Below are 26,641 nucleotides of genomic sequence, written 5' to 3'. Positions count from 1 at the left end.
ACCACGACGTCACCGTCAGCGCGTCCGGTGTCTGGCGGATCCTGAAGAAGCTCGGCCTGAACCGCCTCCCAGCATCGCAGCGATACAAACGCACGGAGACCCGCTGGAAACGCTACGAGAAGCAACGCCCAGGCCATGCGCTGCAGGTCGATGTGAAGTTCATCGAGCCGCTCGGGCAGACCGGGAAGAAGAAGCGCTACTACCAATACACCGCCATCGACGACTGCACCCGCTTGCGCGTGCTGCGGGCCTACCCGACGCACGATCAGAAGACAGCGATCCGCTTCATCGATCACGTGCTCTCGAAACTGCCGTTCCAGGTCGAGAAGGTTCAGACCGACAATGGCAGCGAGTTCGGGCAGTCGTTCCACTGGCATCTGCTCGACAAAGGCATCGGGCACGTCCGCATCCGGCCGGCCACGCCCCGCCTCAACGGCAAGGTCGAGCGCTCGCACCGCATCGACTCCGAGGAGTTCTACCGGCTCCTCGAGGGGGAAGTCATCGACGACGTCAATCTCTTCAATGACCGACTCCAGCAATGGGAAGACCACTACAACTACGATCGACCACACGGAGCCCTCGCCGGTAACACACCCTACGAACGGCTCAAACAGAAAACCCGAGACCCACTGTCATAGGCCTCCGTCAGTTGCACAGAACCAGGCGTTCCGGAGTACTCAAATTTGCCCACATTTTGCCCACACTTGGTCGAGATTCACCCCGAACGAGCCGGATTGAGTCCCACCGAGGAAAGCGAAAATTCCGCATAATCACGCGGTTTTCCCCGAATCTAGCGAGAAGACCGAAGTCGCCCGCCTGAGTTCGACTCCCGCCGTCGCGTCCAGGTTCGACAGGCCGCAATGCCTCCCGACGTGGGATCACACCCACACTCACCACTCGGTGAGCGTCCATACCTCCGGTCGCCCCGCCGAGCCCTGCACGTCGGCGAAGGCCATCGCCGAGAGTTTCAGCTCCGCCATCGCCTCCTCGTCCTGCCCTTCGGCGTGCAACAGGTCGGCAACGTGCGAGTGCAGGGCCGCGAGGCGGTGTCGATCACCCTGGCGTTCAGCGAGTGCGAGGGACTCACGGGCGGTCTCCAGCGCGAGCGGACCGGCACCGGCAGCCGAGAGTGCTCGCGAGAGGTTGTTGAGCGCAGCGATCAGCAGATCGACGTTCTCAGCCGCACGCGCCCGAGCCACGGCGTTCTCCAGGTGATGCTCCGCGAGCACGACCTCGTTGTTGGAGAGGGCGATCATGCCGAGCACGTTGTCCGCCTGCGTGCGTGCCGCATCGTCGCCTGACGCCACTGCAGCGTCTTCGGCCGCGTGCGCCGTCTCCCGCGCCCGAGCGATTTGGCCCCTCCTGTGAAGCACGAGAGCGAGATCGGCTAGCGCACGCGCTCGTCGACCGCGCGGCCCGCCGGCGGCGGCCAGGTCGCGCGCCGACTCCAGATGCACCTGCGCGAGCTCCCAGTCGCCGAGTCGGTCGTACACACCCGCAATCGCATGCTCGATCTCGGATCGACGTTCCGACTGACCCTCTGCCAGAGCAGACGCCTGGTCGAGCGCCGATAGTGCCTCCTCGTAGCGGCCGAGCCGCACCAGGGCGGCGCCGATCGCCGTATGCACCTCGATGCCGCGCCGACCCATGGCCAAGGCCGCCCGCAACTGAAGGATCGACTCCTCGTACGCGGACACGCTCGCCGATTCCGCGGCGGACGTCACGAACCACGTCGCCGCCTCCTCTTCCCGCCCCGAGGCAGCAAGGTGCTGGGCCACCGAACCGGCCGGTGTCGCACGCGGGTCAATGGCATGACGACGCGCGTAGATATCGGCGACACGCGCATGGAGGAGCCGGCGCCGGGCCAGGGACAGCCCCTGCAGCGCCGCGCTGCGCACAAGGTCGTGCGGCACGTCATACCCGGGGGTGTCGGTGTGTTCCACGAGTAGGCCGCGAGCGACCGCCTCTTCGATCGCCTCGACGGTCTCGGTCTCGTCCCTCCCGCTCACCGCGCGCAGCACCTCGGGCGGCGCGACGGCGCCGATCACGACGGATGCCGTGACCATCTGTCGTGCTGTCTCGGACGCGCCCGCGAACCGAGCCGCGACAATGTCGCGTACCTGATCCGCCTCCGCCTCGGTCGGCGCCGCGGCCACCTCTCGCACCAGCAGCGGAATGCCGCGAGTGCGCCGCAGAACCTCGCTCGCGTCGAGGCCGCCCCCGGTGAGTACGGCGATCTGTCCTTCATCGAACGGCTGAAGCTGCAGTGTCTCGCCGCGTTCGGCGACCGCCTGCTGGAGCGGCCCTTCGGTGAGTCCCGGCGCCCACGCGACGACGAGAAGAAAACCCGGCGGCAGCCGTCGGGCGAGATAACCCAGCAATGCCGCCGACGGGCGGTCAAGCAGTTCCGCGTCATCGACGACGAGAAGCAGCGGGCCCTCGGTCGCGAGCTGCTCGACGGCAGCGCGAACGGCTTCGTGCACCCGCTGCAAGTCGCCCGGGGTGCGAATCGTCCGCGGTGCAGCTCCGTCGATCTGGGTGGCCAGGGCAGCGAGCGGCGCTGCGGATGAACCCATCATCGCCGGCAGGTTCGGCTGGAGTAACAGCAACGATCGCACGAGGTCGTTCGCAGCCGCGTACGCCAGCGACGCCTCGGACTCCCGAGCGGCGATCCGAATGGCGCGGCGGCCGGCGTGACCCGCAATCGTCGCCGCGAGTGCGCTCTTTCCGAGCCCAGGCTCGCCGACGATGCCGACGAGACGCCCAGACTCCGCCACCTCGCGCCACGCATCCGTCAGGCGAGCCAGCTGCACGTCACGCCCGATGAGCTTCGTCGGCGGCGGCGCGGGTACCTCCGACACGACGGCTGTCTGGCGCTGCTCGGCCGAGGCATGTGCCGGCGTGGGCTGCGCGAGTCGGTCGGCGCGGATGTCTTCGTGGAGTGCAAGTGTCTCGGGCAGAGGAGGCACTCCGAGCTCGCGGTCCAGCAGCCGTACCAGACTCCGGTAGGCCTGCAGGGCCGCGGGTCGGTCGCCCGCCCAGGCTGACACCCGGATCAAGTCGGCGTGCGCAGGTTCCGACAGCGGCTCAACGTGGACGCGCCGCCGGGCGTACTCCAGCGCGTCCGGCCAGGACGCGCGCTCGACGGCCGAAACGACGAGCCGGGCAAGAGTGCGCGAGAGCTCGTCCCGCAGCTCCTCGGCGACCCCCAACATCCAATCCTCGAAAGGCGGGCTGTCCCGAAGCGAGAAGCCTTCGAGAAAGTTGTCGGCTGCAAAGCCGGCCGCGCGACGCCAGTCCGCGACATGTGGCGAGGCGATGAGCGTACGGAACTCAACGACATCGCAGTCCACCGCCTCGGCATCCATCCCGACGCGATCGGCGTGCACGACCAGAGCCGGGCCGACCGCGGCCGCCACCGACAGCGTCCGCCTCAGAGTCGCGCGAGCGCGCGACCGCTCGAGATCGGGCCACAGCAAACCGGCAAGCGCCTCACGCCCGAACTCTCGCCCCGACACCGCCAGCAGAGCCAGCAGCGCGACCGCCTTGCGCGTGTCGAACCGCACCTCGGCATCGTTCCGCCGCACCCGCGGCGGTCCGAACAGCTCGAGCCGCACCGACACGATCGCCCCCTCGTGCATACCGTAATGCCAGAACGGGGCCCAGCGCGTTCCGAGTTCTCGAAATTGCGCGTAGCCGTAACGCTTTCGGAACGCCCGCCGGAGCATCATCGTTGCAGTACCGGTCGCTGTGCGGGCTTCCGGTCGAGGAGGATCCGATGACCGACACGCTGGAGACGGCGGCGCAGACGCCCGCCGACCCACCGGCTGGCGTCGCGCACGACGCGCCGAGCGGAGCCGCGCGCCGACGCCGACGCGCTGAGAAGCGCACGGCTGCGAAGGCCGCGCGACGCCCGGAACTGGGCCCCGCTCCTTCCCGCGCGCGCCGCATCGACATCGAGATCGATCCCGGCGACCCGCTGCTGGTGTACCTGCAGTCCGCGTCCGGCCCGGTCGAGATCGGCGCCCTACCCGCCTACTCTTCCGCCGTCGCGAAGATGATCGCGCAGGAGGTGCAGCTGGTCGTGCCGCTCGTCACCAGTGGCGAACTCGTCGGCATCCTCGCGCTCGGACAGCGCCTGTCCGAGCGGACCTACTCCCGCAACGACCGCCGGTTGCTGGACAGCCTGGCGCGCTACGCCGCACCCGCGCTGCGTCTGGGGCAGCTGATGCGGGTTCAGGAGCGCCAGGCGCGCGAGCGCGAGCGCATCGAGCAGGAGCTGCACGTCGCCCAGCTCATTCAGCAGCAGTTTCTGCCGGCCGAGCTGCCCGAACTCGGCGGCTGGACCGTGGCGGCGTTCTACCGACCCGCCCGCACCGTCGGCGGCGATTTCTACGACCTCATCGAGCTGCCCGACGGTCGGATCATGGTCGTCACGGGAGACGTGACCGACAAGGGCGTGCCGGCAGCGCTCGTCATGGCGAGTACTCATGCACTGCTGCGCTCGACGGCGGCCGTCGTGACCTCTCCCGGGGAGGTGCTGCGTCGCGTGAATGAACTGCTGATCCCGCAGATTCCGACCCATATGTTCGTGACGTGCCTGGTATTGGTGCTCGACCTCGAAAGCGGGCGCACCCACTTCGCGAACGCCGGGCACAACCTGCCCTACGTGCGACGCGGCGACGACGTCGTGCAGCTGCACGCCCGCGGGATGCCGCTGGGGCTGATGTCCGGCAGCATCTACGAAGAGCACGAGACTGTGATCGGCCCTGGTGAGATCGTCCTGCTGTACAGCGACGGCATCACCGAGCAGCACGATTCCGCCGGCGAGATGTTCGGATTCGGGCGCACCGCGGACCTCGTCGCCGGCGCCGGGACGGGCCAGGAGCTCGTCGACGGCGCGGTTCAGGAGCTCGGCATCTTCTCCACGGGTGTCGAACAGGAAGACGACATCACCCTCGTGACACTTCAACGAGGCCGTCGCGGTGGAGCCGCCGAGACCGTGTCGTTCGCGGTGGCGAGCGTGCCGGGCAACGAGCGGGACGCGATGGACCGTGTTGCATCCATCGCGGCGCATGCGCTCGGAGGGGCGCGTCTGAACGCGCTGAAGACCGCGGTGAGCGAGACGGTGATGAACGCCATCGAGCACGGCAACCGGGGGGATGCCACGCTCGATGTGCTCATCGCGGTCCGGCGCACGTCCGACTACGTGACCGTCGAAGTCGCCGACTTCGGGCGCGGACTCCGGCGCGATGCCGAAACTCCCGACCTCGACCTCAAGCTCGCCGGCTTGCAGACGCCCCGCGGGTGGGGCCTGTTCCTCGTCCGGGAGCTCGTGGACAAAGTCGAGGAGTTCAGCGACGGCGACCGCCACGTCGTCCGACTGGCGATGCGTGCGGACGGGAGGGATGCCGCGGGCGGCGTCCAGAGGAACGGAGGGAACCATGAGCCTGAGTCATGAGATCCGGCGACGGGGCGACCGCGTCGAGGTCGTGCTGGTGGGCAGGATCGATCGGGATGCGGCAGACGCCCTCGACGCGGCCTACGCCGCGGCATCCCTCGACTGCCCCGCATCGATCGAACTCGACTTCACCGGCGTCGACTACATCAACTCGACGGGGATCGCTCTGATCGTCGGCGTCCTGGCACGTGCGCGCGCGCAAAGCGTCGGCGTCCGCGCTTCGGGTCTCACAGAGCACTACCGGCACATCTTCGAGATCACCCGATTGAGCGACTTCATCGAAATCGTTCAGCCGGTGGAGAGTTAGGAGGACGATATGGCGCCCGCAGCGATCATGGACGTCACGCACCCGGCTCCGGAGACGGCGGCGATCACGATCTCGGGCGATGTCACCGCAGCGTGCGAAGACGACCTCATGGCGGCGCACGAGCGCGCATCCGACGGCGGCGTGAAGCTCGTCGTGCTCGACTTCTCGGGCATGAACTATATGAACAGCGGCGGCATCGGCATGCTCGTCACGCTTCTCGTCCGTGGACAGCGCCGACAGCAGCGCATCGCGGCGGTGGGATTGACCGAGCACTATCGGCAGATCTTCGAACTGACCCGGCTCGATGAGGCGATCGCCCTCCACGATGACACCACATCTGCGATTGCTGCGTTCGCAGCCCAGGGAGGATGACCATGGTCGAGCACAGCGATGCGGTGCCGCGGGACGCGGCCTATTGGGCGAAGTATGTCGAACGCCTGGAGGTGAGCGATCCCACCGAACCGCACGGCTACAACCTCCAGGGCAGGCGCGTGGCAGGCCCGATGAACGGGTTCGGTCGACTGTGGCAGCGCACATACACTGCCGACCTCGGCACCGAGGTGAGTCCCGAGTCACTCGTCGCCGACTGGCGAGCGCACTTCGGGCAGTATTGGCCGAGGATGGGCCGCTTTCACGGTTCGATCTCGGCGATCGAGCCCGGCGATGTCACAGCCCTGACTGCGGGTGGGGTGACGTCCGGGATCTTGGTCCTTTATGCCGACGACACATCGTTCACCTTCCTCACTCCCGAGGGTCACATGTTCGCGGCGATGATCACGTTCTCTGCCGCGATGGATGCCACGGGCCGAACGATCGCCCAGATCCGCATGCTCCTGCGCTGCTCGGATCCTCTCTTCGAGAGCATGTGGCCCCTTGCCCGTCGCGGCGAGGACGTCTTCTGGCCCGGGGTCCTGCGCAACCTCGCGGCCGCGCACGGCCTGCCGGACGTTGCGGTCGGCGAGCACACGGTGTGCGTCGACCGACGGCGGCTCTGGGCGAACTGGACCAACGTGCGCCACAACGCCGGCATCCGCACGCTCACCCACACCCTGTCCGCGCCGTTCCGACCGCATCGCACCCGGACTTCTGTCCGATGAAGCTTCGCGAGGCGGTTCGCCGAGGGGGCATTCTGGCCCTCTTCGCGGGCTACCTCGCGCTCTGCATCCTCACGATCGTCATGACTGGCGAGAGCTGGACGCTCGCCGCATGGGGCGGCTTCGCAATCGTCGGAACCCTGCTGCTCCTGCGACGTTCGGGTAACGCGATCGGGCGAATCCTGCTCGGCATCGCCTTCTACTGGAGTCTGTACGGGGCGTTCGTCATCCCGGGCGTCGCGGCCGCACTGCCAGTCGGAATCGAGCTGGGCCTTACTGTCTTCGGCTACGCGGTGTGGCTGCTGCTGCCGGTGCTGGTTGTCGTCTTCCCGAGCGGAAAGATCACGACGAAGCTCGGACGCTTCGTGGCCGGCGCGGTAGCGGCCGTCGCACTGACGGTGATCGCAGCTGCTCTCGTCGCGTCCGGCGACCTCGCATTCTCGGGGAGGGTGAATCCTCTGAGTGTTCCCGCTCTCGCGACGGTGTCGGCCGTGGTGACGGGAGACGAGTCGTTCCTCGCCGTGCCCATCGTCGGCGCGGCCGCCCTCGTGGAGCTTGTCATGCGGTGGATGCGGGCGGACGGCGTCACGCGCCTACAGTTCCGGTGGCTCGCGTATGGAACGGCGATGACCGTCGCCATCCTCGGTCTCACCCTCGCCTTCGACGATGCGCCCACCGTCATCGGGACTGTGATGACGCTCGGCATCAACGCGATCCCGATCGCGATCTGGATCGCCGTGACGCGCCACGGACTGTACGAGATCGGCCGGGTCGTCTCGCGCACCGTCTCGTACGCACTTGTGACGGCACTCGTCCTCACCGTCTATGCCGGCGTGGTGACGTCCGTGAGCTGGATGCTCCCCCAGCTTCCGACGGTGGGTGTCGCGCTGGCGACCCTCGCGGCGGCTGCGCTCTTCCTGCCATTGGTCCGTTTTGTCCAGCGCCGCATCGACCGGCGATTCGACCGCGAGCACTTCAATGCGCAGAAGACCGTCGACGCATTCGGCGAGCGCCTGCGCACGGGTCTGGATCCCACTGCGACCGGCGGCGATCTCATCGGCGCGATCGAGCGAACTCTTCAGCCCAGGGTCCTGGGACTGTGGACAGCAGAAGGTTCGCGATGACAGGCGCCGCGCCGCGCCGCGCGCTTCCCTTGGCCGCCGTCGTCGGTGCGCTATTGGTCGCGGCCGCCATCATGATGCTCATCGCGGCTGTGGCTTCCGGACTGCCGGTCGAGAACGTTCCGACTGTCGTGGTGACAGCCGTCGTCACGACGCCGTCGATGGTCCTAGGCGTGCTGCTGCTGATCCAGCGACCGAATCTCTGGGTCGGCGCGCAACTGGCGGCTCTCGGCAGCGTGCCACTCATCACAGCAGTCTGGACGTTCCCCGCTTGGCTCGCCGGGACACTCTGGCAGGTCGTGCCGAACGCGATCTCGTGGCCGTTCTGGCTAATCTCTCCACTTCTGCTGGCCTTCACCTTCCCCGACGGCCGGGCACTCTTGCCCCGGTGGCGACCGGTGCTGTGGGCCGTGCCGCTCACCGCCGCCGCGTCGATCGCGGCGATACTGCTGGCGCCGTCGGAATGGGAATACTCGGGTCTCGAGCCGCCGCCGCTTCCTCCCGAGTCGGTGACCTCCGCGCTCTCCACGGCATGTCTGGCCGCGCTGCTGTGTCTGTTCGCGCTAGCCGTGGTCAGTGTGTTCCTGCGATATCGACACGGAGACGGCATCGTGCGGCTCCAGGTGCGGTGGCTCGCGCTCGTATTTCTGATCCTGCCGATCGGCATGGTGGCCGCGCTCGCAAGCGTGGCCCTGGTCGGCGAGGCCGCGCTGATCGGCTCGGTCTTCCTCGGCGCGGCTGCGCTCGCGCTTCCGGTGGCTGTATGGGTCGCCGTGAGCAGGCATGGTCTCTACGAGATTGGTCGCGTCGTTTCACGGACGGTGTCGTACGCGATCGTCACAGCCCTGGTGATCGGCGTGTATGTGACGGTGGTCACTTCGGTCACGTGGCTCCTGCCTGGGGTGCAGACCGTCGGCGTAGCGCTCGCGACTCTCGTGGCTGCCGCCGTCGCCCTCCCCGTGCTGCGTATCATCCAGCGCCGCATTGATCGCCAGTTCGACCGCGAGCACTACGTTGCCCAAAGAGTCGTCGACGATTTCGGCGAAAGCCTGCGCACGGGAACCGACCCACTGACGGCCGCCGAAGACCTCACCAGCGCGGTCGAGCGGACCTTGCAGCCCGTGGCGATCGGCGTCTGGACCACGGGACCTCGATCATGAGGAGAGGAAGTGGCTACCGCGGTGATCGCGCTCTCGCGTGGCCGGCATTCCTGGCCGCCGCGGTGGTCGTCGCGATGCTCATTGTGACGATCGTTGCCTCTGCGGCCGCCGGACGCCCCGTGGCGGACGCCGCGCCCTTCCTCATCCTCCTGACGATCTTCGTCGTGGTCGGCTGGCTGCTGTCGTGGAAGCGCCCGCGCAACCCGATCGGTTGGCTGCTCCTGCTGATCCCCGGTCTGTTCACGATCGGCACCCCCGCGACGCTTCTCGGCGAAGCCCTGGTCGATCACGCACCCAGTGTCTCTGCGTGGCTGTTCTGGTACGGCTACGACCGCGAGGACACGTGGAGCTGGTTGCCCCCGATCGGACTCCTGCTCACCCAGATCCCGCTCCGATTCCCCGACGGCGCGGTGCCGACGCCGCGATGGCGCTGGTTCTCCTGGTACACGATCACCACGCTCGTCCTCGCAAGCGTCGCACTGTCGACGCTGTCGGTCGAGGTCTATCCCGGCATCCCGAACCGGGCGCACGTGCCCGCACTCGTCGAGAATCCGCTCACCATCCTGGTGTCGTTCGGCGCTCTGGCGATCGCCTTCGTCGGCTCCCTCGCCTCTCTCGTCGTACGCTACCGGCGCGCGGGCACCGTCGAACGCGCGCAACTGCGATGGATGCTGTGGGCAGTCGGGCTGGCCGTCGCGATCCTGATCACGAGCTGGGTCACACCCGACCCATGGATGGGGATCACCGGCATCGTGCTTGTGTCGTACGGGCTGATCCCCGTCGCGATCGCGATCGCCGTACTCCGGTATCGCCTGTACGAGATCGACCGGATCATCTCGCGCACGGCGACATACGCCATAGTCACAGCCGTCGCCGTGGCGATCTACGCGGTTATCGTGACCTCGGTCGCGTGGCTGCTCCCGGACGCCACCACCCTCGGCGTCGCGCTTGCGACTCTCGTCGCAGCGGCGGTGTTCCTCCCCGTTCTGCGCGTGTCTCGCCGCGTCCTCGACCGCAGGTTCAACCGTGCGCAATACGATGCCGAGCGCGTGGTCGATGCCTTCGGCGAACGACTCCGGACACGAGCGGATCCACACACCGCGGCATCCGACCTCACTGCGGCCGTGGAACGCACGCTCGAGCCATCCGTTCTCGGCCTCTGGACCCGCGAACGAAACGAGTGAGCCCCGATCATCGACCGCTGTGAACCGACGTGCCCTCTCCCGGAAGATCGCCCATGAGATCAGTGATGCCCTCGGACCCACGAGCGGCTGATAAGCGAACCAGCCGAACGAAACGGGGGTGAGCAGCCCGACCGCAACGAGGTGCCGGCCGTCGGCTAGCCTTCCGGAATGACGAATTCAGCTCCGGTCGACGACATCTCGATCGGCGGCGACATGATCCGCCTCGGTCCGTTCATGAAGTTCGCGGGACTGCTGGACTCCGGTGGCGAGGTCAAAGAAGCGATCATCGACGGTCTGGTGACGGTGAACGGTGACGTCGAGCGTCGTCGGGGGCGCCAGCTCCATGTCGACGACATCGTCGAGTTCGGCCCGCGCACCGTCCGCGTGTGCCCGTAGCGCTGAACCACGCGGCTCAGGACTCGGACGGAGCCATGGGCAGCGCGAGTCCGTAGTTCCACGACAGGATGGCGGGCTGCTCGCGGTAGTAACTCAGTACCGAAACCGACCCGGCATCGAGGGTGATCTGAGCACCGAAACGGGGAGCCATCCGCAGATAGACCGCCGTCAGGATCCGGAGAAAGTGGCCGTGCGCGACCAGCGCGACATCGCCGTGGGTCATCGCCGGCAGCACGCGCGTGAGCACGCGCGAGGCGCGGCCCGCGACCTCTTCGACCGTCTCACCGGGGGTCTTTCCGCGGATCACACCGTGCGTGAAAGCGCTCCAGTCGTAGCCGAGTTCGGCACGGATGTCTCGGGTCGTGCGTCCTTCGAACCCGCCGTAGTCCCACTCGACGAGGAGGGGGTCGACTTCTGCTTTCAGACCCGCGAGCTCAGCCGTGCGGCGCGCACGCTCGAGCGGCGAGGTCAGGATCAACGAGAAGTTGTAGTCCGAGACCAGCTCGCCCGCACCGCGAGCGAGATCCTCGCCATGTGCGGTGAGCGGGATGTCCGTCAGGCCCGTGTGCCGGCCGAGCTTCGACCACTCGGTCTCGCCGTGGCGCAGAAGCACGAGCTTGCCCGACGGGTTGTCCGGGGCGGGGCGATCGGGCAGCGGATCGTTGATGGGCACACCGCAACCCTAGAGCCAACCTGAGCCGAAGCCGCGCCGAGAGTTGATGAGAAGGCGCGCCGGACCGTCAACCGACGCCGAGGATCTCTTCGAGGCGCGCGATCGGGTCATACAGCCCGGCGTCGAGGATCCAGGTCTGCAGTTGCTTGTCGAAGCCGATGATCACGGCGACCCCCACGAGCACGAACAGGATGCCGATGATGCGGCGGAACCACCCGTTCGGGTTGGCGAGCCAGCCCAGGCGCCGCACCAGCCCGCGACCGAGTAGCGCGACGAGCAGCAGCATCCCGGCCAGTCCGATCGCGTACGCGACGATGTACACGACACCCTCCGCGAACGACACCGGGAGCACCGCCGCAACGATCAGCGCATAGGTGGGGCTGCAGCTCGAGAAGACCGGGCCGAGCGCCGCGCCGGTCAGGATGTCGCCGCCCGCGCCCCGCCGCCGCATCGACCGATCCAGCATGTCGCCACTGCGCGACTGCAGCCGCATCCGTGTCGACAGCCGATCCCAGAGCGCCGGGAAGATCATGTCGATTCCGAGCAGAAGGATGATTCCGCCCGAGATCACCTGCCAGACCTGGGGCGGCACGCCCAGCAGAGCCGTAGTCGCCTTCAGCAGAAGGGTGAACAGGACGATACTGACGACGAGCGAACCGACGATGAGGAACGGACGCCAGCGCGCGCGGCGCTCATCATCTCCGCCGCGCACCACCGCGCCGCCTACCACGACCGGGAGCAACGGCAACACGCAGGGAGCCGCAACCGTCAGGATCCCGGCCACGAACGCGAGGCCCAGAGTCGCGGTCACCGTTCCGCCTTCTTCGGCCGAGACATCCGGCTACGGCGCCGCGGCGACGAGCGACTCGATCGACGGATCGTCGTACAGCACGGTGCTCGAGAGGAGTTCACCCTCGTCGTCGACGAAGACCACGGTGGTCTGCAACGTCACGCCGTACTTCTGGCGCAGGTCCGTGCGCGAGTCGTAGTCGACCTTGAAGACGGTGAGCCCGTCGGGCGCACCCTCCGCACGGAGTTGATCGTCGAGCTTGCGGCACCGCGGGCACCACGAGGCGTGGAAGAACAGGACCTTCTCACCCTCCGTCTGCTCGATGACCCCGTCTTCGTAGTCCTCGTATACGCCCGCCGGCGAAGGAGCCGGGGCATCCGATTCCTCGGCAGTGTCCGGCGCGGTCGAGGAGGCTGCTTCCCCGGACGCCGATTGCTCGGCGGATCCTTGCTCGGGGGCCGAACCCGACGCGCCGGGAGCGCAGGCCTACAGGAGAAGGGCCCCGAGCAGCAGAGGCGTCCACACGAGCCGACGGTTGAACATGGCATCCATCCTCATCCCGGGCCTCCGTGCCCGATTCTCCAACGGTAGCCATCTCCGAACGCACCCGGCCCGTCCGATGGTTACGAGATGGCGACGGTCTGCGGTCGCTTACGCGATCACCGCCGGATGAGCACGCCCGGCGGACATCCGGCCGGTTCAACACCCACGCGCGGCCCGGATAAGGCATCATGGGCCCGCTCCTCCGCCCGAGGGCAGAACCCCGGGCTATTCGCGCGGAACCACGAGTCCCGATTCATAGGCCACGACGACGGCCTGCGCTCGGTCACGCAGGTCGAGCTTGTTGAGCATGCGGCTGACGTGGCTCTTCACGGTCTGCTCGGCGAGCACGAGCTCACCGGCGATCTCTCGGTTCGAGAGGCCGCGCGCGACGAGCGTGAGCACATCGCGCTCGCGGGGAGTCAGCGCGTCGAGCGAGACGGGCTGCGCCGGCGGCGTCATGGTGCGCACGAAGTGCTCGATCACCCGCTTCGTGACGGCGGGGTCGAGCAGAGCGTCGCCCCGCGCCACGACCCGAACGGCTGCGGCGAGATCATCCGGGAGGGCGTCCTTGAGAAGGAACCCACTGGCCCCCGCTCGCATCGCCTCGTAGACATAGTCATCGATATCGAATGTGGTGAGCATCAGGATGCGTGGGAGTGAACCGTGCCTGGCCGCATCGTGCTCAGACAGGATGCGGCGCGTGGCCTCGATGCCGTCGAGGTGGGGCATCCGGACATCCAGCAGGATCACATCCGGCTGCAGCGCGCGGGACATTTCCACAGCCTGCACGCCGTCCGCGGCCTCCCCGATCACCCGGATGTCGCCGGTCGCGCCGAGCAGGGCGGAGAAGCCCGCGCGCACCATGGCCTGGTCGTCGGCGATGACGACGCGGATGCTCATTCTGCCTTCGATTCGGATGAGACATGGAGGGGAAGGACGGCGTGGATCTCGTACCCACCGTCTCCGGTCGGGCCGAACGACAGCGTGCCGCCGACACCGGCCGCACGCTCGCGCATACCGAGCAGGCCGCTGCCCTCGGTGGTGGGCGGGTTGGGATGGCTTGCCTGCTCCGTGCCGGGTCGACTCGCGCCGGATCGATTCCTGACCCGCAGATCGAGATTCTGGTCGCGGTGCACCCGCACCTCGACCGCGGCACCGCGGGTATGGCGCCGCACATTGCTCAGCGCCTCTTGCACGATGCGGTAGGCGCTGAGTCCGACAGCCTCATCTACTCCCTCGTCGGAGAGGGAGTCGGCTCCCCGCAGGCGAACCTGGAGCCCGGAGCGCTGCGACTGCTTCACCAATTCGGCGATGCCCGAGAGCCGGGGTTGAGGGGTGCGGGCGATCGGGACGTCCGGCTCGCGCAGCACCCCGAGCAGCGAGCGCATCTCGCTCAGCGCCTTGCGGCTCAGCGCGGCGATCTCGTCGAACTCGTGCCGAGTGGGGGCGTCCACCTGCGGCAGCCGCGCCTGGGCGCTCGTGGCCTGGATCGTGATGGTCGACATGCTGTGCGCGACGATGTCGTGCAGCTCACGGGCGATCCGCGTCTTCTCCTCGGCGACCAATCGCCGCGCGCGCTCATCCTCGGTCAGCCGACGCTCACGCACCAACTGCTGGCCGACCGCCTGCCACTCGCGCGCCAGGTTGCCGACGGCGACGGCGATCCCCCCGATGCAGGCGAAGACCACGAGATTGACCGCCACCGATTCCTGATCGCGCGACGGGACGACGAGAAGCGCCAGCACACCCGACAGCGCGACAACCCCGATCAATGTCCCAGCACCGAGCAGCCAGCTGGCGCGATATCCCAGAGCGGCCAGGACCAGCGCCTGGGTGATCATCGTCGTCACCGCCCACGGCCAGGGCGCCGCTCCGGCGTGGGCGGACCCCATGATCACCAGTGCCCCGGCGATCGAGAGCATCGCGGCGACTCGAGGGCGGATCAGCGCGAGGGGAAGCGACGCGACCTGGGCGAGCACCCCGACGAACAGCACCAGCAGGAGGCCGTCGTAGAGGCTGGCGCCCAGGGCGACCGAGACCACGACCAGGACGATCGCCGCCGCTGCCGCCGCAATGCGCAACCACGCCTCGCGGCGGCGGGAGAGCCTGGGGGTGACCATGCCGAAATGGTACGCGGCCGAAATGGTACGCGGCCGAAAACCGTCACGCGGTCGAAATGGTACGCGGACGAAAACCGTCACGCGGCCGAAATCGTAGCCACCGCGTCAGCGCAGCTGGGTCGACAGAGGGCAGTCGAAGGGATCGGCGTACTTCAGCCCGACCTTCTGCAGGTACCTCAGCACGATCCGGTACGACCCGACCAGGGTTGTCTCGGTGTACGCGATCCCCTCCGCGGCACAGAAGGCGCGCACGACGGGTCGGGCCCGGCTCAGGTTCACGCTCGGCATGCTGGGAAAGAGGTGGTGTTCGATCTGGAAGTTCAGTCCGCCCATGCCGGTCGCCACCAGCGGGCCACCGCTGATGTTGCGCGACGTCAGTGTCTGCCGGCGCAGGAAGTCGATCGACATGTCCTTCGGGATGATCGCCATGCCCTTGTGATTGGGGGCGAAGCTGCCTCCCATGTAGACACCGAAGATCGCGAGCTGCACCCCCATGAATGCAAGTCCCATCAGCGGCCCCGCCGCGAGCAGAACCAGGATCGGGAATCCGATCAAACGGATGGCGAGCAGCGCCGCCTCCAGGCCGCGGGCCTTGACGGGTTCGCGGCCGACCACGGCCTTCACCGCATTGATGTGCAGGTCGACCCCGGCGAGCGTGAGGATCGGGAAGAAGAACCAGTGCTGCCGCGCCATGATCGCCGCGCGCCAGCCGGTGTGCTTCGCAGCATCCTCCTGTGTGAAGACGATGGCACCGGGCATGATGTCGCCGTCCTTACCGACCTTGTTCGGGTTCGCGTGGTGCTTGGAATGCTTGTTCATCCACCACCCGTAGCTCAGGCCGACCAGAAGGTTCCCGAAGATGCGCGAGACCCATTCGTTGCGTTTTCCCGAGGCGAAGATCTGCTTGTGCGCGCCATCGTGCGCGAGGAAGGCCGTCTGGGTGAACAGCACCGCGAAGAAGACGGCCACCAGAAGCTGCCACGGTGACGAGCCCAGACTGAACAACGCCACGAATCCGCCGACATAGCCGGCGAGCAGGATCAGACTGCGAACCAGATACCAGCCCCGGCGGCGCTCCATCAACCCCATGCCCTTGATGGTGCTCGCAAGTTCGGCGTAAGTGCTGCCGTTGCGCTCCTGCGCTCCCCCGGGCGCGACCCGTCGCGGAACCGTGGTGCGCACGCCTGTCGAGGTCGGACCGATCCCGGTCGCGCGGTCAAGGGTCCCCTGAGTAGCCATATCAAAACGCTACGGACAGCCTCCCTCGAGCGCGTCCCGCCAGGGAGCGCATTCGACCCGCTACCCCGGTAGCGGGTCAGGCCTGGCGCCAGTCATCCGATTCGATGTGTGACCCGGCCTGAGGCCCCATCTGCAGCATCCCGCCGTCCACGGCGTATGAGGCACCCGTCACGTACGACGCCGCGGGTGACGCGAGGAACGCGACGACCGCAGCGATCTCGCCGGCATCGCCCGGCCGACCGAGCGGTACACCCGGACGATCCGTGCCTCGCGGATCCTCGTCTTCCTGCCCGGTCATGGGTGTCGCGATCTCGCCCGGAGCGACCGCGTTGGCCGTGATGCCCTCGCGTCCGAGCTCGAGGGCGATGGTCTTCATGAGGCCGCCGAGACCGTGCTTGGCAGCGTCGTACGCCGCCGAGCCGACCCGGGGCTGATGCTCGTGGACGCTCGTGATCGCGATGAGCCGGCCGCCGTCGCCCCCGACCATGTGCCGGGCTGCGCGCTGCAGGCAGACGAAGGCCCCCTCGAGGTCGACGCTCACCGTGTGGCGCCACTGTTCGAGGGTCAGGTCGAGGAACGGTGCGTTGTCGCCCGTGCCGGCGTTGTTCACGAACACGTCGAGCCCACCGAGTTCGGCCGTCAGCTCGTCGACGACGTCGCCACACGCGGGGATGTCCGAGGTATCGAGTCTGCGCACCACCGCCCGCCGACCGAGCGCCTCGACTTCGCGTGCGGTGCCGCGGGCGCCTTCCTCATCCGAGTGCCAGGTGACACCGACGTCCATTCCGGCCGCGGCGAGCGCGACAGCGGTCGCCTTGCCGATACCCGAATCGGAGCCGGTCACGATTGCGCGAGTGGGTTGGAATGTCATGCACCGAGGATCGTCCGGACGAAAACCGTGCGGTATGGGGTTGACAGAGTCTGTGCAGGTCCCGACGCCGCTTTCTCCTCCCGTGCGGCCGCGATTACGAGGCGTCGTGAGATGTGAGAACTCTCATCTTTTCGCCGCGATTTCGGCGTGATTCGGGGGCTTTTCGGGGTTCGGATGTCGGTGGTCGTCCGTAGAGTTTCGAACATGCATTCGAACTATGACGACGTCGAAACGACGGGGGTGGACGCGATCGCGCGCGAACTCGCTGGGGAGGGCCTCGACGCCCGGCGCGCGAACGCGCGTACGGAAGCCGCGCTCGCGCGAGTGTTCGCGAAAGCCGCGCACGTCGGTGCGCGCCGGGTCGCGGAACTGGCGTCCCCCTCCTCCCGCGAAGCAGAGCTGCCGTATCGTGCCTTGGCGGCAGAACTTGGCGCCGCAATGAACATGTCCGACCGCACCGTGCAACGCCGCATGAACGACGCCGCGGTATTGGAGGAGTCGTTCCCGGCCACGTTCGAGGCGTGGGACGAGGGACGGATCACCGGTGCGCATGTTGCGGTGATCAGGGAACACGGACTCCCTCTCACCGACCCAGAAGCGCGCGGGAAGTTCGAAACCGAAGCGCTCATCAGGGCCGAGGGGACAACGCCCGGACGCCTCGGCGCCGCGCTCGCGCGGCTCGCCGAGTCGCTGCAGCCGCGTCCGCTCGCGGAGCGTCACAAGGATGCACGCGCGTCACGGGGCGCGTGTGTGCGGGACATAGGCGACGGCATGGCGGAGTTCATTTCAACCCAGCCCGCGGTGTTGGCACACGCGATGCACGACCGCATCACGCAGCAGGCCCGGGCGATCAAGAACACCGACCCGACGGACACGCGAACCCTGGACCAGATCCGGGCAGACCTGGTAGCGGACATGCTGCTCACCACGACGCCTTCCGTGGAAACGGGTGCCGGTCTCTCCGACGGGGTGGGCGGTCTGGGCGCGATTCGCGGGATCGTGAACGTCACCGTTCCCGCCTTGGCGCTGGCTGGCGTGACGGACGAGCCCGCCGAGCTCGTGGGCCGGTGTCCGATCGATCCCGACACGGCCCGCGCATTGGCCGGACACGCCACGGGATGGGACCGGGTCCTGGCTGACCCGATCACGGGGTGTGTGCTCGCCGTCGACCGCTACACGCCCTCGGCGGATATGAAGAGGTTCCTCCGCGCGCGGGATCAGCACTGCCGATTCCCCGGATGCCGACAACCCGCACACCGGTGCGACCGGGATCACACCCTCGACTACGCCCTCGGCGGCGCCACGGATGTCTGCAACCTTGCGTGCCTCTGCACACGACACCACACCCTGAAAGGCGAAACAGCCTGGACGGTCCGCCAGCTCGGCGGCGGAGTTCTGGAGTGGACCTCGCCGGGTGGGCACGTCTACATCGACAAGCCGCCCTCGGCGATCCAATTCGTCCCGAACACGGATCCACCCCCGTTCTAGGGGCACGCCGCTGTGCCTTCTCGGTCACTGAGCTTGTCGAAGTGACCCGCTTTGCCCCGCCCTCCACCTCGCGAGGTTCCGGTGTTCCCGTCGACGGACTCAGGGAGCGTGCGCCTTCTCGGTCACTGAGCTTGTCGAAGTGACCCGCTTTGCCCCGCCCTCCACCTCACGAGGTTCCGGTGTTCCCGTCGACGGGCTCAGGGAGCGTGCGCCTTCTCGGTCACTGAGCTTGTCGAAGTGACCCGCTTTGCCCTGCCCTCCACCTCGCGAGGTTCCGGTGTTCCCGTCGACGGACCCAGGGAGCGTGCGCCTTCTCGGTCACTGAGCTTGTCGAAGTGACCCGTTGCGCCTCAGCGTGCGCTGATCCGCGACTGACCCGATACCGGGTTCAGCAAAACGCGCTACGCGATGCGGCTGCCGCGGGGCAGACGTTTCGCGGGTGTGCGGGTGCGCATCCCGGCCCATATGAGCACGCCGCCCGCGAGCACGATCTGCATGGCGAGGCCCGCGAACCAACTCGGCACCGTGCGCGAATAGACCTCTTCGGGCGTCTCGCCCGGGGCGAGCCCGGCCCGCGGGTCGCACTCGTCCCACGACGAACCCTCGGGCGGCAGCTGAGCAGCACGCACGCCCCATGCGATCTGGCCGAACGTGTCGACGGGGTACCCCTCCCGAGAGAAGGCGATCGGGGTGGCATCGGCCAAGATCACGAACGGGTTGGCGGCCAGGATCCACCACACGTGATCGAACCGGGGCGTCTCACGTTGCGACTCCTGCCACGGACCACAGGTGGGCGGATTGGTCGTCGTCAGACCTTCGGAGTTGTAGATGTAGGTCCGGTAGCGGTCCGTCACCTCGGTGCGCACGGCCGCGCCGCCCAGACCGAAAGCGATAACGGTGCCGATCGTCAACGCCGCCACGACGAGATAGGTCGTCGCAACCGAGAAGAGCGGACGGTTCAGGATGCCCGAGAACCCGACCCCGAGGGCGGCGATGACGCCGATCTCGACGACGAGCACCGCGAGCGAGACCGCGACCACGCCCGCCGGCACATCGCCCGCGAGCGACATGAACACGATGAAGGGCACGGCCACGAGCGCGAACGCCAGACCCGTCGCCCACGCGGCCACGAACTTACCGGTCAGGATCTGGGCGGTCGAGACGAGGGTGACCTGCACCGGTGCGAGCGTCGCCTGGTCGCGGTCGCCGTTGATCGCGTTGCCGCTCAGCGCCGGACTGACGAACGTCACGAGCAACAGCACGATGTAGACGACGACCGAGTAGGCGCCGCGGAACTGGTCCGTCGACCCCGAGAAGACCATGCTCGCGAGCAGCGACACCACGAGCAGGATCACGGCGAACAGCGACAGCAGCACGTACCACGCGACGCTCCGCACGCGCTGCCGCAGCTCGAGGGCGGCGACCGTGGCGGTGCCCGAGACGAAGTTCTTCATGACTGCGCCTCCCCTCGCTCGGTGCCCGGCCTGTTGCCGGGGCCCGCATCGAGATCCTCTCCGAGGTCGAGGAAGGTCCGCTCGAGGGCACCGGTGGCGGGCGCGAACTCCGCGACCGGCAGGCCGGCCGCGACGAGGCGCGCCAGAGCGGCCGCCGCATCCGATTCCGACGCGAACGGGATCAGGATGTCGCGGCGCTCACTGCGCACGGATGCCCCATCGATCTCCGGCAAGGCCGCGACGATGCGACCCACGGCATCCGCGCCCGCACCGCCCGCCGCGGTGAACCGCACGCGCCAGTCGCTGAGCCGGGATGCGGCAGCGGCTACACGATCCGCGCCGACGGTCTCGCCGCGCACCATGAAGACGGCGTCGTCCGCGACCTCTTCGAGCTCCGAGAGCACGTGGCTGGAGACGAGGATCGTGCGGCCCTCTGCCGCGAGCCGGCGCAGCAGGTGTCGCAGCTCGACGCGCGCCCGGGGGTCGAGTCCCGAGGCCGGTTCGTCGAGGAGCAGCACACTCGGCTCGTGGACGAGAGCACGGGCCAGACCCAAGCGCTGCTTCTGCCCGCGCGACAGGACTCGGGCCGGGGCGTCCGCGAGTTCGCCGAGCCCGACCAGCTCGATCAGTTCGCCGGCCCGAGCCGCGGCCCGCTCGTGCGGGATCCGGTAGAGCCGAGCGGTCGTCACGAGCGTCTCGCGGGCGGTCAGCGAGGGCCAGGCCCCCAGCGCGTCGGGCATCCAACCGAGCAACGCGCGGGCCCCCTGGGGATCCGAGACGGGGTCCACTCCCCCGATTCGCACCTCGCCCGCATCGGGGCTGAGCAGCGAGGCGAGCATCAGCAGCAGCGTCGTCTTGCCCGACCCGTTCGGTCCGACGAGTGCCGTCACCCGGCCGGGGTGCGCAACGAGTGTCGCATCGCGGACGGCCTGAACCTCGGCGAATGAGCGGCGGACGGAGGTGACCTCGATACCGGGCGTCATGGGGTCAGCCTACGCACGCCGCCCGCCCGTGCTCGAGCAGCGTCGGGCGCGGCGAACGTTCAGGAAGTGGCGTGCGCCGCGAGTCGGCGGAGCCCCTCGTCGATGCTGACCGACGGAGCCCAGTCCAGGGCCCGCCGCGTCTCGCGCTGGTCGAACCAATGCGCGGTCGAGAGCTGCTCGGCCAAGAAGCGCGTCATCGGGGGTTCGTCCTCGCCCGGCCGGAGCGCCCAAACCCGTTCGATCAGCGATCCCGCCGCGCGCGCGACGCCCGCGGGGATGCTCCATCGCGGGGGACGCGCGCCCGACGCCAGGCAGATGCCCGCAAGCAGTTCACCGACGGGGCGCGGTTCGCCGTTCGTGATCACGAACGCCCGTCCGCGCGCGGTGTCGGCCCGGTGGAGCGCGGCGACGATCCCGGTCGCGGCGTTGTCGACGTAGGTCGAGTCGAGGAGGGCCCGTCCGCCGTCGAGCAGAGGCAGGCGTCCCCGGCGCGCGCGGTCGAGGATCCGGCCCACCAACTGCGTGTCCCCCGGGCCCCACACGAGGTGCGGGCGCACCGCGACAATGCGCATCGCGTCCGAGTCGCGGCCGAGCGCGATCAGCTCGGCTTCGGCCTTCGTACGCGCGTACTCTCCACGCGCATCGGCAGGTGAGGCCGGCTCCGCGCCCACCCCGGCGAGCGCAGAACCCGCGTGCGCCACAGACGGCGACGACACCTGCACGAACCGGGATACTCCGGCCCGCGCGGCGGCATCGAGCACGGCCCGCGTCCCCTCGACGTTCACAGCACGGAACTCCGCGGGGTCGCCCGCCAGCGACACCTTCGCGGCGAGATGAACGATCCCCTCGGCCCCGTCGACGAGGCGCGAAACAGCATCGGGGTCGGTGATCGAGCCCAGGATGTCGGTGACCCCCTCGACCCCCGAGGGCCGCCGCTGCAGGGTGCGGACGTGGTGCCCGGATGCGACGAGCTCGGCAGCAACGGCGCGGCCGAGGTATCCGGACGCTCCCGTGACCGCGACGATCACGGCCGGGTCATCCGTCCGCCCGCGAGCGTGCGCTCCGCCCACTCGGACAGACGCGTGCGGTCGATCTTGGAGTTGTGACGGATGTCGGTGGGCAGGTGAGGCACGACCAGCACCGCGACCAGGGGCAGGGCGGTGCGTGCCCGAACGTCCGCCGTCAACTCGGGCGAAGCCAAACCGGGGCGTGCGGCGGAGGGCACGACCTCGACGGCAACCTCGACGACGGCCACGGCCTGGCGAAGCCCCTCCGGACCGACCCCGACGACCGCCGCGCGGCGCACCCCTGCCGCACCCTCGATCTGTTGCTCGGGCCCGACCGGCGCAACGGGGCCATCGGCCGTGGCGAGAACGTGGGGAAGACGCCCCTCGATCCACAGCCGACCCTCGGCATCGAGGTGCCCCACATCGCCCGTCCGATGCCAGCGACCCTCGCGAGGCGTTTCGCACACCGCGCCGCGGTCGGTCAGCCAGAGCCGGTCGTACGACGTCTTCAGGTGCGCGGCCGACACGACGACCTCGCCCAACACGCCGGGCTCGTCGCTCGGCGCGCCGACCGCGCGACCTTCGGCGTCCAAGGCGCTGATGAGCACCCGGTTCGACCCGATGGGCGAGCCGACGCACACACCCCGGTCCGCGGCGTTCGACACGGCGCGGATGCCCGCGAGGGTCACGTCCGTGACGAGCAGGCATTCGGTCATGCCGTAGGGAGTGTGGGGCTCGGCGTTGGGCATCAGCTCAGCCGCCGCGGCCAGCAGCGGTTCGCCGACGGGAGCGCCGGTCGACAGGAAGGTGCGGACGCCCTCGAGCGCGCGACGATCGTCGCCGGACAGGTCGCCGGCGGTGGTGACGACATTCAGGATCGCCGCGGGCGAGAGGAAGACGATGCGCGCATCGGAGGCTCGGACCGCTGCCGCGACGGCCCGCGCGGTGAGGGTCCGCGGTGCCGAGACATCCATATCGGGCGTCGCCGATCGGGTACCGAGCGCGGGTCCCAGCAGGGCGAACGGCGCGAAACCGGTGACGAGCCCCGTGTCCGCACCCACGTCGAAGTGAGCCGCGAGCACATCGCGAAGCGCCGAGAGCTGACGATGCGTGTATGCGACGCCCTTCGCCGGGCCCGTCGAGCCCGACGTGAACAGGATCGCCGCGGGGTCGTCCGGCGCAGGTTCGGGGGGCATCGGAACGCCCGCCCGGAGGGCCGCGGCGCCCAACGCGGCCACGTTTGCGAGATCATGCGAGACACCGAGAAGTCGTTCGGATGCCGCGGCCAGGCGCTCGACCGAGATGCGCGCGCCAGGCCAACCCAGAACGCGTGCCGCAGAGAGCCCCGGGAGTTCGCCGATGACGACATCCGGCCAGGCGCCGCGCACCGCGCGCGACAAGCCGCGCACGCCGAGCCCGGCGTCGGCCACGACCACGACCGCGCCGAGGCGCAGACACGCGTAGACGACAGCGGTGAGGGTGGGCCCCGGCGGGACGAGCACCGAGACGCGCTGCCCCCTCCGCACCCCGACACGGGCGAAACCGGCCGCCAGACTCCGGACGCGGTCGTCGAGCTGCCGCCAGCTCACGCGGCGCGCGGAACCTCCGCGTGCAGCCATGTCGATGATCGCGACATCGTCGTCGTCGCGTCGTGCCTCGAGCGCGGCCCACAACGGGGTGAACGACTCGGCGTCAGAATCCGCAGCGGTCGAGACATCCGCGCCCGAGACATCCGGCCCACCATTGTGTCCGGGAATCAGCGCGGCGGCGTTGTCGCCGAGCCACGTCAGGATCGTGTCGGCGTAGGGCCGGTCCTCGGCGATCAGGTGCCCGGCACCCTCGAAGCGGTGCACGTCGGCGTGCGGCAGCCGGTCGATCAGGTCGTCGAGGTAGCGGTCGCCGAAGATCGGATCCTTCGGGCCCCACACAAGCAGAGCCGGCACCTCGAGCTCGGCGACACCGGCGGCGATGCGCTGCAATTCCGCGAAGCTCCCGTGCGACGCATCCACCGGGATGTCCGCGACGAACGCGCCGATGCCGTGCCGCTGCGCGGCCGAACGATAGGGCGCTCGGAAGGCGTCCTTCACCTCCGGAGCCAGCGGCGGGTGCGCGAGCGAGAGCGTCGTCTCGAGAAACGCGGGGGTGGCGACCGTCGACGCCGCGAGCACACCGCGAGCGCCGGCGAGGCGCAGCGGGGCCGGGATCGGCACCCCGTCCGGGTGGTGCACGGCCGTGTTGAGCGTGATGACCCCGGCGAGGAGCTCGGGGTGATCGATCGCCCAGCCCAGCGAGATGACACCGCCCCAGTCGTGGCCGAGCGTGATGACCGGGCCCCCAAGGCCCAGGTCGTCCGTGAAGTCGGCGAGATCGGTCACGCGCTGCGGCAGTGTCCGGGTCGTGCCGGTGCGCGCCGAGAAGCCCATGTCGAGCTGGTCGACCGCGATCACGCGCCAGGCCGGCTGACCCGCTTCGGCGGCCCGGAGCGAGGCCGACGCAAGGCGACGCCACAGATACGACCAGGTCGGGTTGCCGTGCACGGCAAGGATCGTCCCGACGACCTCGACGCCGCCCGCACGGGCGAGACGCTCCAGCTCGTCGCCGGTGTCGAGATAGTGCCACTCGCGCGAGACATCCGATGTCCGATCGCGAACCAGGCGGGTGCGGCTGAAGCGGATGTCGAAATCAGGCAACCCTGCGAGCGTCCGCGAGACCGCGTCGTTCACCAGGCGAGTTCCATCATGGCCGTGTTCAAACCCGAGCCGACACCCATCAGCAGCACTCGATCGCCCTTGCGGAGCGACGCCTGCTCTTCGACCAGCGTGATCGGAACGGACGCGGGACCGATGTTTCCGTAGTGCGGGAAGGTCGTCGGGACGCGGGAGGCGTCCAGATTCACCGCCTTCACGATCGCATGCGTGTGGATCGACGAGACCTGGTGCGTGATGTACCGGTTCATCGATTTCCAATCCCACTCGGTCGCGGCGTCCTTCCAGGCCGAGACGACCAGGTCGAGCCCGCCCTTGAGGAGCGCCTTCGCGTCCGTGAACATGCCGTCGACGCTGCCGACGCAGAGCCGGTGGAACTCGGTCGCGGCTCGCGTGACACCGCCGAGGATGCGGTGGCCCTCCGGGTGCTCGTCGGCACGGCCGAGCACGGCTGCGGCAGAGCCCGAACCGAGCGTGAGAGAAGCGAACTCGCTCATGAAGCCGTCACGATCGCTCTCGGCGAGCAGGAGGCGCTCGATCGTGTTGATCTGGATCTCGTCCGCGTCTTCTCCGGCAACCACGATGGCGTAGCGGATCTGACCGGATTCGATCATCGTCGCGGCGAGCGACATGCCGTTGATGAAGCCGAGACAGGCGTTCGCGATATCGAAGTTCACGGCGGAGCTCGGCAGGTCGAGGCCGTGGTGCAGAGCGACGGCGACGGATGGCTCGAGATTCGTCCGCGTGACGGAGGTGTTGATCAGCAGGCCGACCTCGGACGCATCAACGCCCGCTTCCGCGAGCGCACGCTGGCCGGCCGTGATCGTGGCGTCGTCGACCGTCTCGCCCGCGGCCCAGTTGCGGCGCTCGAGCACCCCGGCGACGCGTTTGAGCAGCCCGCTGCGGAGCTTCAGGCGTTTCAGCGACGGGGCGAGGCGGTCTTCGATGTCGTCGGAGGTCGTCACACGACCGGGAAGAACGCTCGCGACAGAGAGCAACGCGACGTTGCTGAAGCGAGAGGTGGCATTGCCGGGCACAGAGTCTCCTTCAGGAGGTCGTTACATTCCCCCTCATATGGTTTTACCTCACTCTGTCTGTGTGTTGGCGGGGGTTGCGTTTCCGAGTACCTACGCGGTGGACCCTCGCGAGTCGTCAAGGCGCATTGACCCGCACCTATCGCATCCACCCGGAAACGCCTTCGCGCGCCTGCGGATCGTGCCCCGTCGACCGGCCGCAAACTGTCAGACGTCACGCGCGAGGTCATCACGAGGCAAGTCGGCCCTGACGACGCGCGACGGGACGTTCGGCACTACTTCATCGTCGTCGCCTGCGAGAGCGTTGGCTCATCAGCCCCGGCGCTCCAACAGATGTGCCGGGGAACACTATTGAGGAGCACCCGGTGACGATCACCAGCGCACGTACCAACACTTCCCCGGCCGGTTCCACCCAGACTCGCGCGCTTTCGAGCGAGGACGACGTCCGCGTCACGGGTCCCGGCCGCTACGCCCTCGCGCTCCTCCGGCTCGGAACCGGATTCATCTTCCTGTGGGCCTTCCTCGACAAGACGTTGGGCCTCGGCTTCTCGACCCCGCCCGAGCGGGCCTGGATCAACGGCGGAACGCCCAGCCAGGGCTTCCTCAACAGCGACGCCGTGGTCGGACCCCTCAAGGGCTTCTTCGCCAGCATCGCCAGCCCTCTCACCGACGTGCTGTTCATGGCCGGCATGCTCGGAATCGGCGTCGCCGTCATCCTCGGAATCGGCCTCCGTGTGAGCGCAGTCGCCGGCTCGGTCATCATGGTGTTCATGTACCTGGCCGAGTGGCCGTTCGCAGCACTCACATCGTCGACCAACCCGCTCGTGGATTACCACATCATCTACGCCCTCGCCCTGATCGCGGTCGCCGCGACCTACGCCGGCGACACCTGGGGCTTCGGAGTTCCATGGCGCAAGCTCGCCATTGTGCGCAGCCAGCCCTGGCTCATCTGAGTCCACTCCCTGAGCGCGCCGCATCTGGATCCCGTCCAGGTGCGGCGCGCTCCCGTGG

General features: G+C 68.5%; 24 protein-coding genes. 11 read left to right on the top strand and 13 right to left on the bottom strand.

Features of this window, described 5'->3' with window-relative positions; genetic code table 11:
- On the top strand, positions 1-638 hold a 638-nt coding region (locus ACIQ0W_RS13295; RefSeq protein ID WP_396643194.1), incomplete at its 5' end, for a DDE-type integrase/transposase/recombinase.
- A gap of 252 nt (positions 639-890) precedes the next feature.
- On the opposite strand, the gene ACIQ0W_RS13290 is transcribed toward ACIQ0W_RS13295, so the two are convergent.
- Entirely contained in the window at positions 891-3,623 is a 2,733-nt protein-coding gene (locus tag ACIQ0W_RS13290) for an ATP-binding protein (RefSeq protein ID WP_396643193.1), read from the bottom strand.
- A 155-nt stretch (positions 3,624-3,778) separates the two neighbouring features.
- Between ACIQ0W_RS13290 and ACIQ0W_RS13285 the strand changes: the two genes are divergently transcribed.
- From ACIQ0W_RS13285 to ACIQ0W_RS13250, 8 genes are all read left to right on the top strand, one after another.
- A complete protein-coding gene (locus ACIQ0W_RS13285; protein ID WP_396643191.1) occupies positions 3,779-5,461 on the top strand; it encodes a SpoIIE family protein phosphatase in 1,683 nt (560 codons plus the stop codon).
- Positions 5,445-5,768 (top strand): STAS domain-containing protein, encoded by a 324-nt coding sequence (locus ACIQ0W_RS13280; RefSeq protein WP_396643190.1) that lies wholly within the window; start codon positions 5,445-5,447, stop codon positions 5,766-5,768. Before ACIQ0W_RS13285 ends, ACIQ0W_RS13280 begins: the two co-directional genes overlap by 17 nt.
- Before the next feature lie 9 nt (positions 5,769-5,777).
- Entirely contained in the window at positions 5,778-6,140 is a 363-nt protein-coding gene (locus ACIQ0W_RS13275) for an STAS domain-containing protein (protein ID WP_036301403.1), read from the top strand.
- Between the two features lie 2 nt (positions 6,141-6,142).
- Positions 6,143-6,865 carry a hypothetical protein gene (locus tag ACIQ0W_RS13270; RefSeq protein ID WP_036301405.1) on the top strand — a complete coding sequence of 241 codons (723 nt, stop codon included), beginning with the start codon at positions 6,143-6,145 and terminating at the stop codon, positions 6,863-6,865.
- Positions 6,862-7,986: a hypothetical protein gene (locus ACIQ0W_RS13265; RefSeq protein ID WP_396643189.1), complete on the top strand. Its 1,125-nt coding sequence runs from the start codon at positions 6,862-6,864 to the stop codon at positions 7,984-7,986. The genes ACIQ0W_RS13270 and ACIQ0W_RS13265 overlap by 4 nt, the downstream gene beginning before the upstream one ends.
- Positions 7,983-9,143: a hypothetical protein gene (locus ACIQ0W_RS13260; protein ID WP_036301411.1), complete on the top strand. Its 1,161-nt coding sequence runs from the start codon at positions 7,983-7,985 to the stop codon at positions 9,141-9,143. Before ACIQ0W_RS13265 ends, ACIQ0W_RS13260 begins: the two co-directional genes overlap by 4 nt.
- Entirely contained in the window at positions 9,140-10,327 is a 1,188-nt protein-coding gene (locus tag ACIQ0W_RS13255) for a hypothetical protein (protein ID WP_036301412.1), read from the top strand. Before ACIQ0W_RS13260 ends, ACIQ0W_RS13255 begins: the two co-directional genes overlap by 4 nt.
- Positions 10,328-10,495: 168 nt before the next feature.
- A complete protein-coding gene (locus ACIQ0W_RS13250) occupies positions 10,496-10,723 on the top strand; it encodes an RNA-binding S4 domain-containing protein (protein WP_036301414.1) in 228 nt (75 codons plus the stop codon).
- Between the two features lie 16 nt (positions 10,724-10,739).
- Here ACIQ0W_RS13250 and ACIQ0W_RS13245 read toward each other — a convergent pair whose 3' ends face one another.
- The 7 genes from ACIQ0W_RS13245 to ACIQ0W_RS13215 all read right to left on the bottom strand — a co-directional run bounded on the left by ACIQ0W_RS13245 (position 10,740) and on the right by ACIQ0W_RS13215 (position 16,959).
- Positions 10,740-11,396, bottom strand: coding sequence for a histidine phosphatase family protein (locus ACIQ0W_RS13245; protein ID WP_396643188.1), 657 nt, complete (start codon positions 11,394-11,396; stop codon positions 10,740-10,742).
- Positions 11,397-11,463: 67 nt separating this feature from the next.
- A complete protein-coding gene (locus tag ACIQ0W_RS13240) occupies positions 11,464-12,207 on the bottom strand; it encodes a cytochrome c biogenesis CcdA family protein (protein WP_396643187.1) in 744 nt (247 codons plus the stop codon).
- A gap of 30 nt (positions 12,208-12,237) precedes the next feature.
- On the bottom strand, positions 12,238-12,510 hold the full coding sequence (locus ACIQ0W_RS13235) for a thioredoxin family protein (protein ID WP_396643201.1): 273 nt from the start codon (positions 12,508-12,510) through the stop codon (positions 12,238-12,240).
- A gap of 444 nt (positions 12,511-12,954) precedes the next feature.
- Positions 12,955-13,629, bottom strand: coding sequence for a response regulator (locus ACIQ0W_RS13230; RefSeq protein ID WP_396643186.1), 675 nt, complete (start codon positions 13,627-13,629; stop codon positions 12,955-12,957).
- Complete coding sequence (locus tag ACIQ0W_RS13225; protein WP_396643185.1) at positions 13,626-14,849, bottom strand: sensor histidine kinase; 1,224 nt, start codon at positions 14,847-14,849, stop codon at positions 13,626-13,628. Before ACIQ0W_RS13225 ends, ACIQ0W_RS13230 begins: the two co-directional genes overlap by 4 nt.
- Before the next feature lie 105 nt (positions 14,850-14,954).
- A complete protein-coding gene (locus ACIQ0W_RS13220) occupies positions 14,955-16,088 on the bottom strand; it encodes a fatty acid desaturase family protein (RefSeq protein WP_396643184.1) in 1,134 nt (377 codons plus the stop codon).
- 76 nt (positions 16,089-16,164) lie between these two features.
- A complete protein-coding gene (locus tag ACIQ0W_RS13215) occupies positions 16,165-16,959 on the bottom strand; it encodes an SDR family oxidoreductase (protein ID WP_396643183.1) in 795 nt (264 codons plus the stop codon).
- 204 nt (positions 16,960-17,163) lie between these two features.
- On the opposite strand from ACIQ0W_RS13215, the gene ACIQ0W_RS13210 reads away from it, so the two are divergent.
- A complete protein-coding gene (locus tag ACIQ0W_RS13210) occupies positions 17,164-18,447 on the top strand; it encodes a DUF222 domain-containing protein (RefSeq protein ID WP_396643182.1) in 1,284 nt (427 codons plus the stop codon).
- Positions 18,448-18,848: 401 nt separating this feature from the next.
- Here the strand turns inward: ACIQ0W_RS13210 and ACIQ0W_RS13205 are convergent, their stop codons facing one another.
- Genes ACIQ0W_RS13205 through ACIQ0W_RS13185 form a run of 5 tightly spaced genes read right to left on the bottom strand, consistent with a single transcriptional unit; the run spans position 18,849 to position 25,633 of the window.
- Positions 18,849-19,901, bottom strand: coding sequence for an ABC transporter permease (locus ACIQ0W_RS13205; protein ID WP_396643181.1), 1,053 nt, complete (start codon positions 19,899-19,901; stop codon positions 18,849-18,851).
- Positions 19,898-20,884, bottom strand: a complete 987-nt coding sequence (locus ACIQ0W_RS13200) for an ABC transporter ATP-binding protein (protein ID WP_396643180.1) — start codon at positions 20,882-20,884, stop codon at positions 19,898-19,900. Before ACIQ0W_RS13200 ends, ACIQ0W_RS13205 begins: the two co-directional genes overlap by 4 nt.
- A 59-nt stretch (positions 20,885-20,943) precedes the next feature.
- Entirely contained in the window at positions 20,944-21,912 is a 969-nt protein-coding gene (locus ACIQ0W_RS13195; protein WP_396643179.1) for an NAD-dependent epimerase/dehydratase family protein, read from the bottom strand.
- Positions 21,909-24,581, bottom strand: coding sequence for an alpha/beta fold hydrolase (locus ACIQ0W_RS13190; protein WP_396643178.1), 2,673 nt, complete (start codon positions 24,579-24,581; stop codon positions 21,909-21,911). The genes ACIQ0W_RS13195 and ACIQ0W_RS13190 overlap by 4 nt, the downstream gene beginning before the upstream one ends.
- 29 nt (positions 24,582-24,610) lie before the next feature.
- A complete protein-coding gene (locus ACIQ0W_RS13185; protein ID WP_396643177.1) occupies positions 24,611-25,633 on the bottom strand; it encodes a 3-oxoacyl-ACP synthase III in 1,023 nt (340 codons plus the stop codon).
- Positions 25,634-25,995: 362 nt separating this feature from the next.
- On the opposite strand from ACIQ0W_RS13185, the gene ACIQ0W_RS13180 reads away from it, so the two are divergent.
- A complete protein-coding gene (locus ACIQ0W_RS13180; RefSeq protein ID WP_396643176.1) occupies positions 25,996-26,583 on the top strand; it encodes a DoxX family protein in 588 nt (195 codons plus the stop codon).
- Positions 26,584-26,641: the final 58 nt, after the last annotated feature.

It is taken from the genome of Microbacterium sp., from assembly GCF_044340635.1.
Taxonomy (GTDB): Bacteria; Actinomycetota; Actinomycetes; order Actinomycetales; family Microbacteriaceae; genus Microbacterium.
Note: the sequence above shows the minus strand (reverse complement) of the source record. Positions and strands in the feature narration are given on the sequence as shown.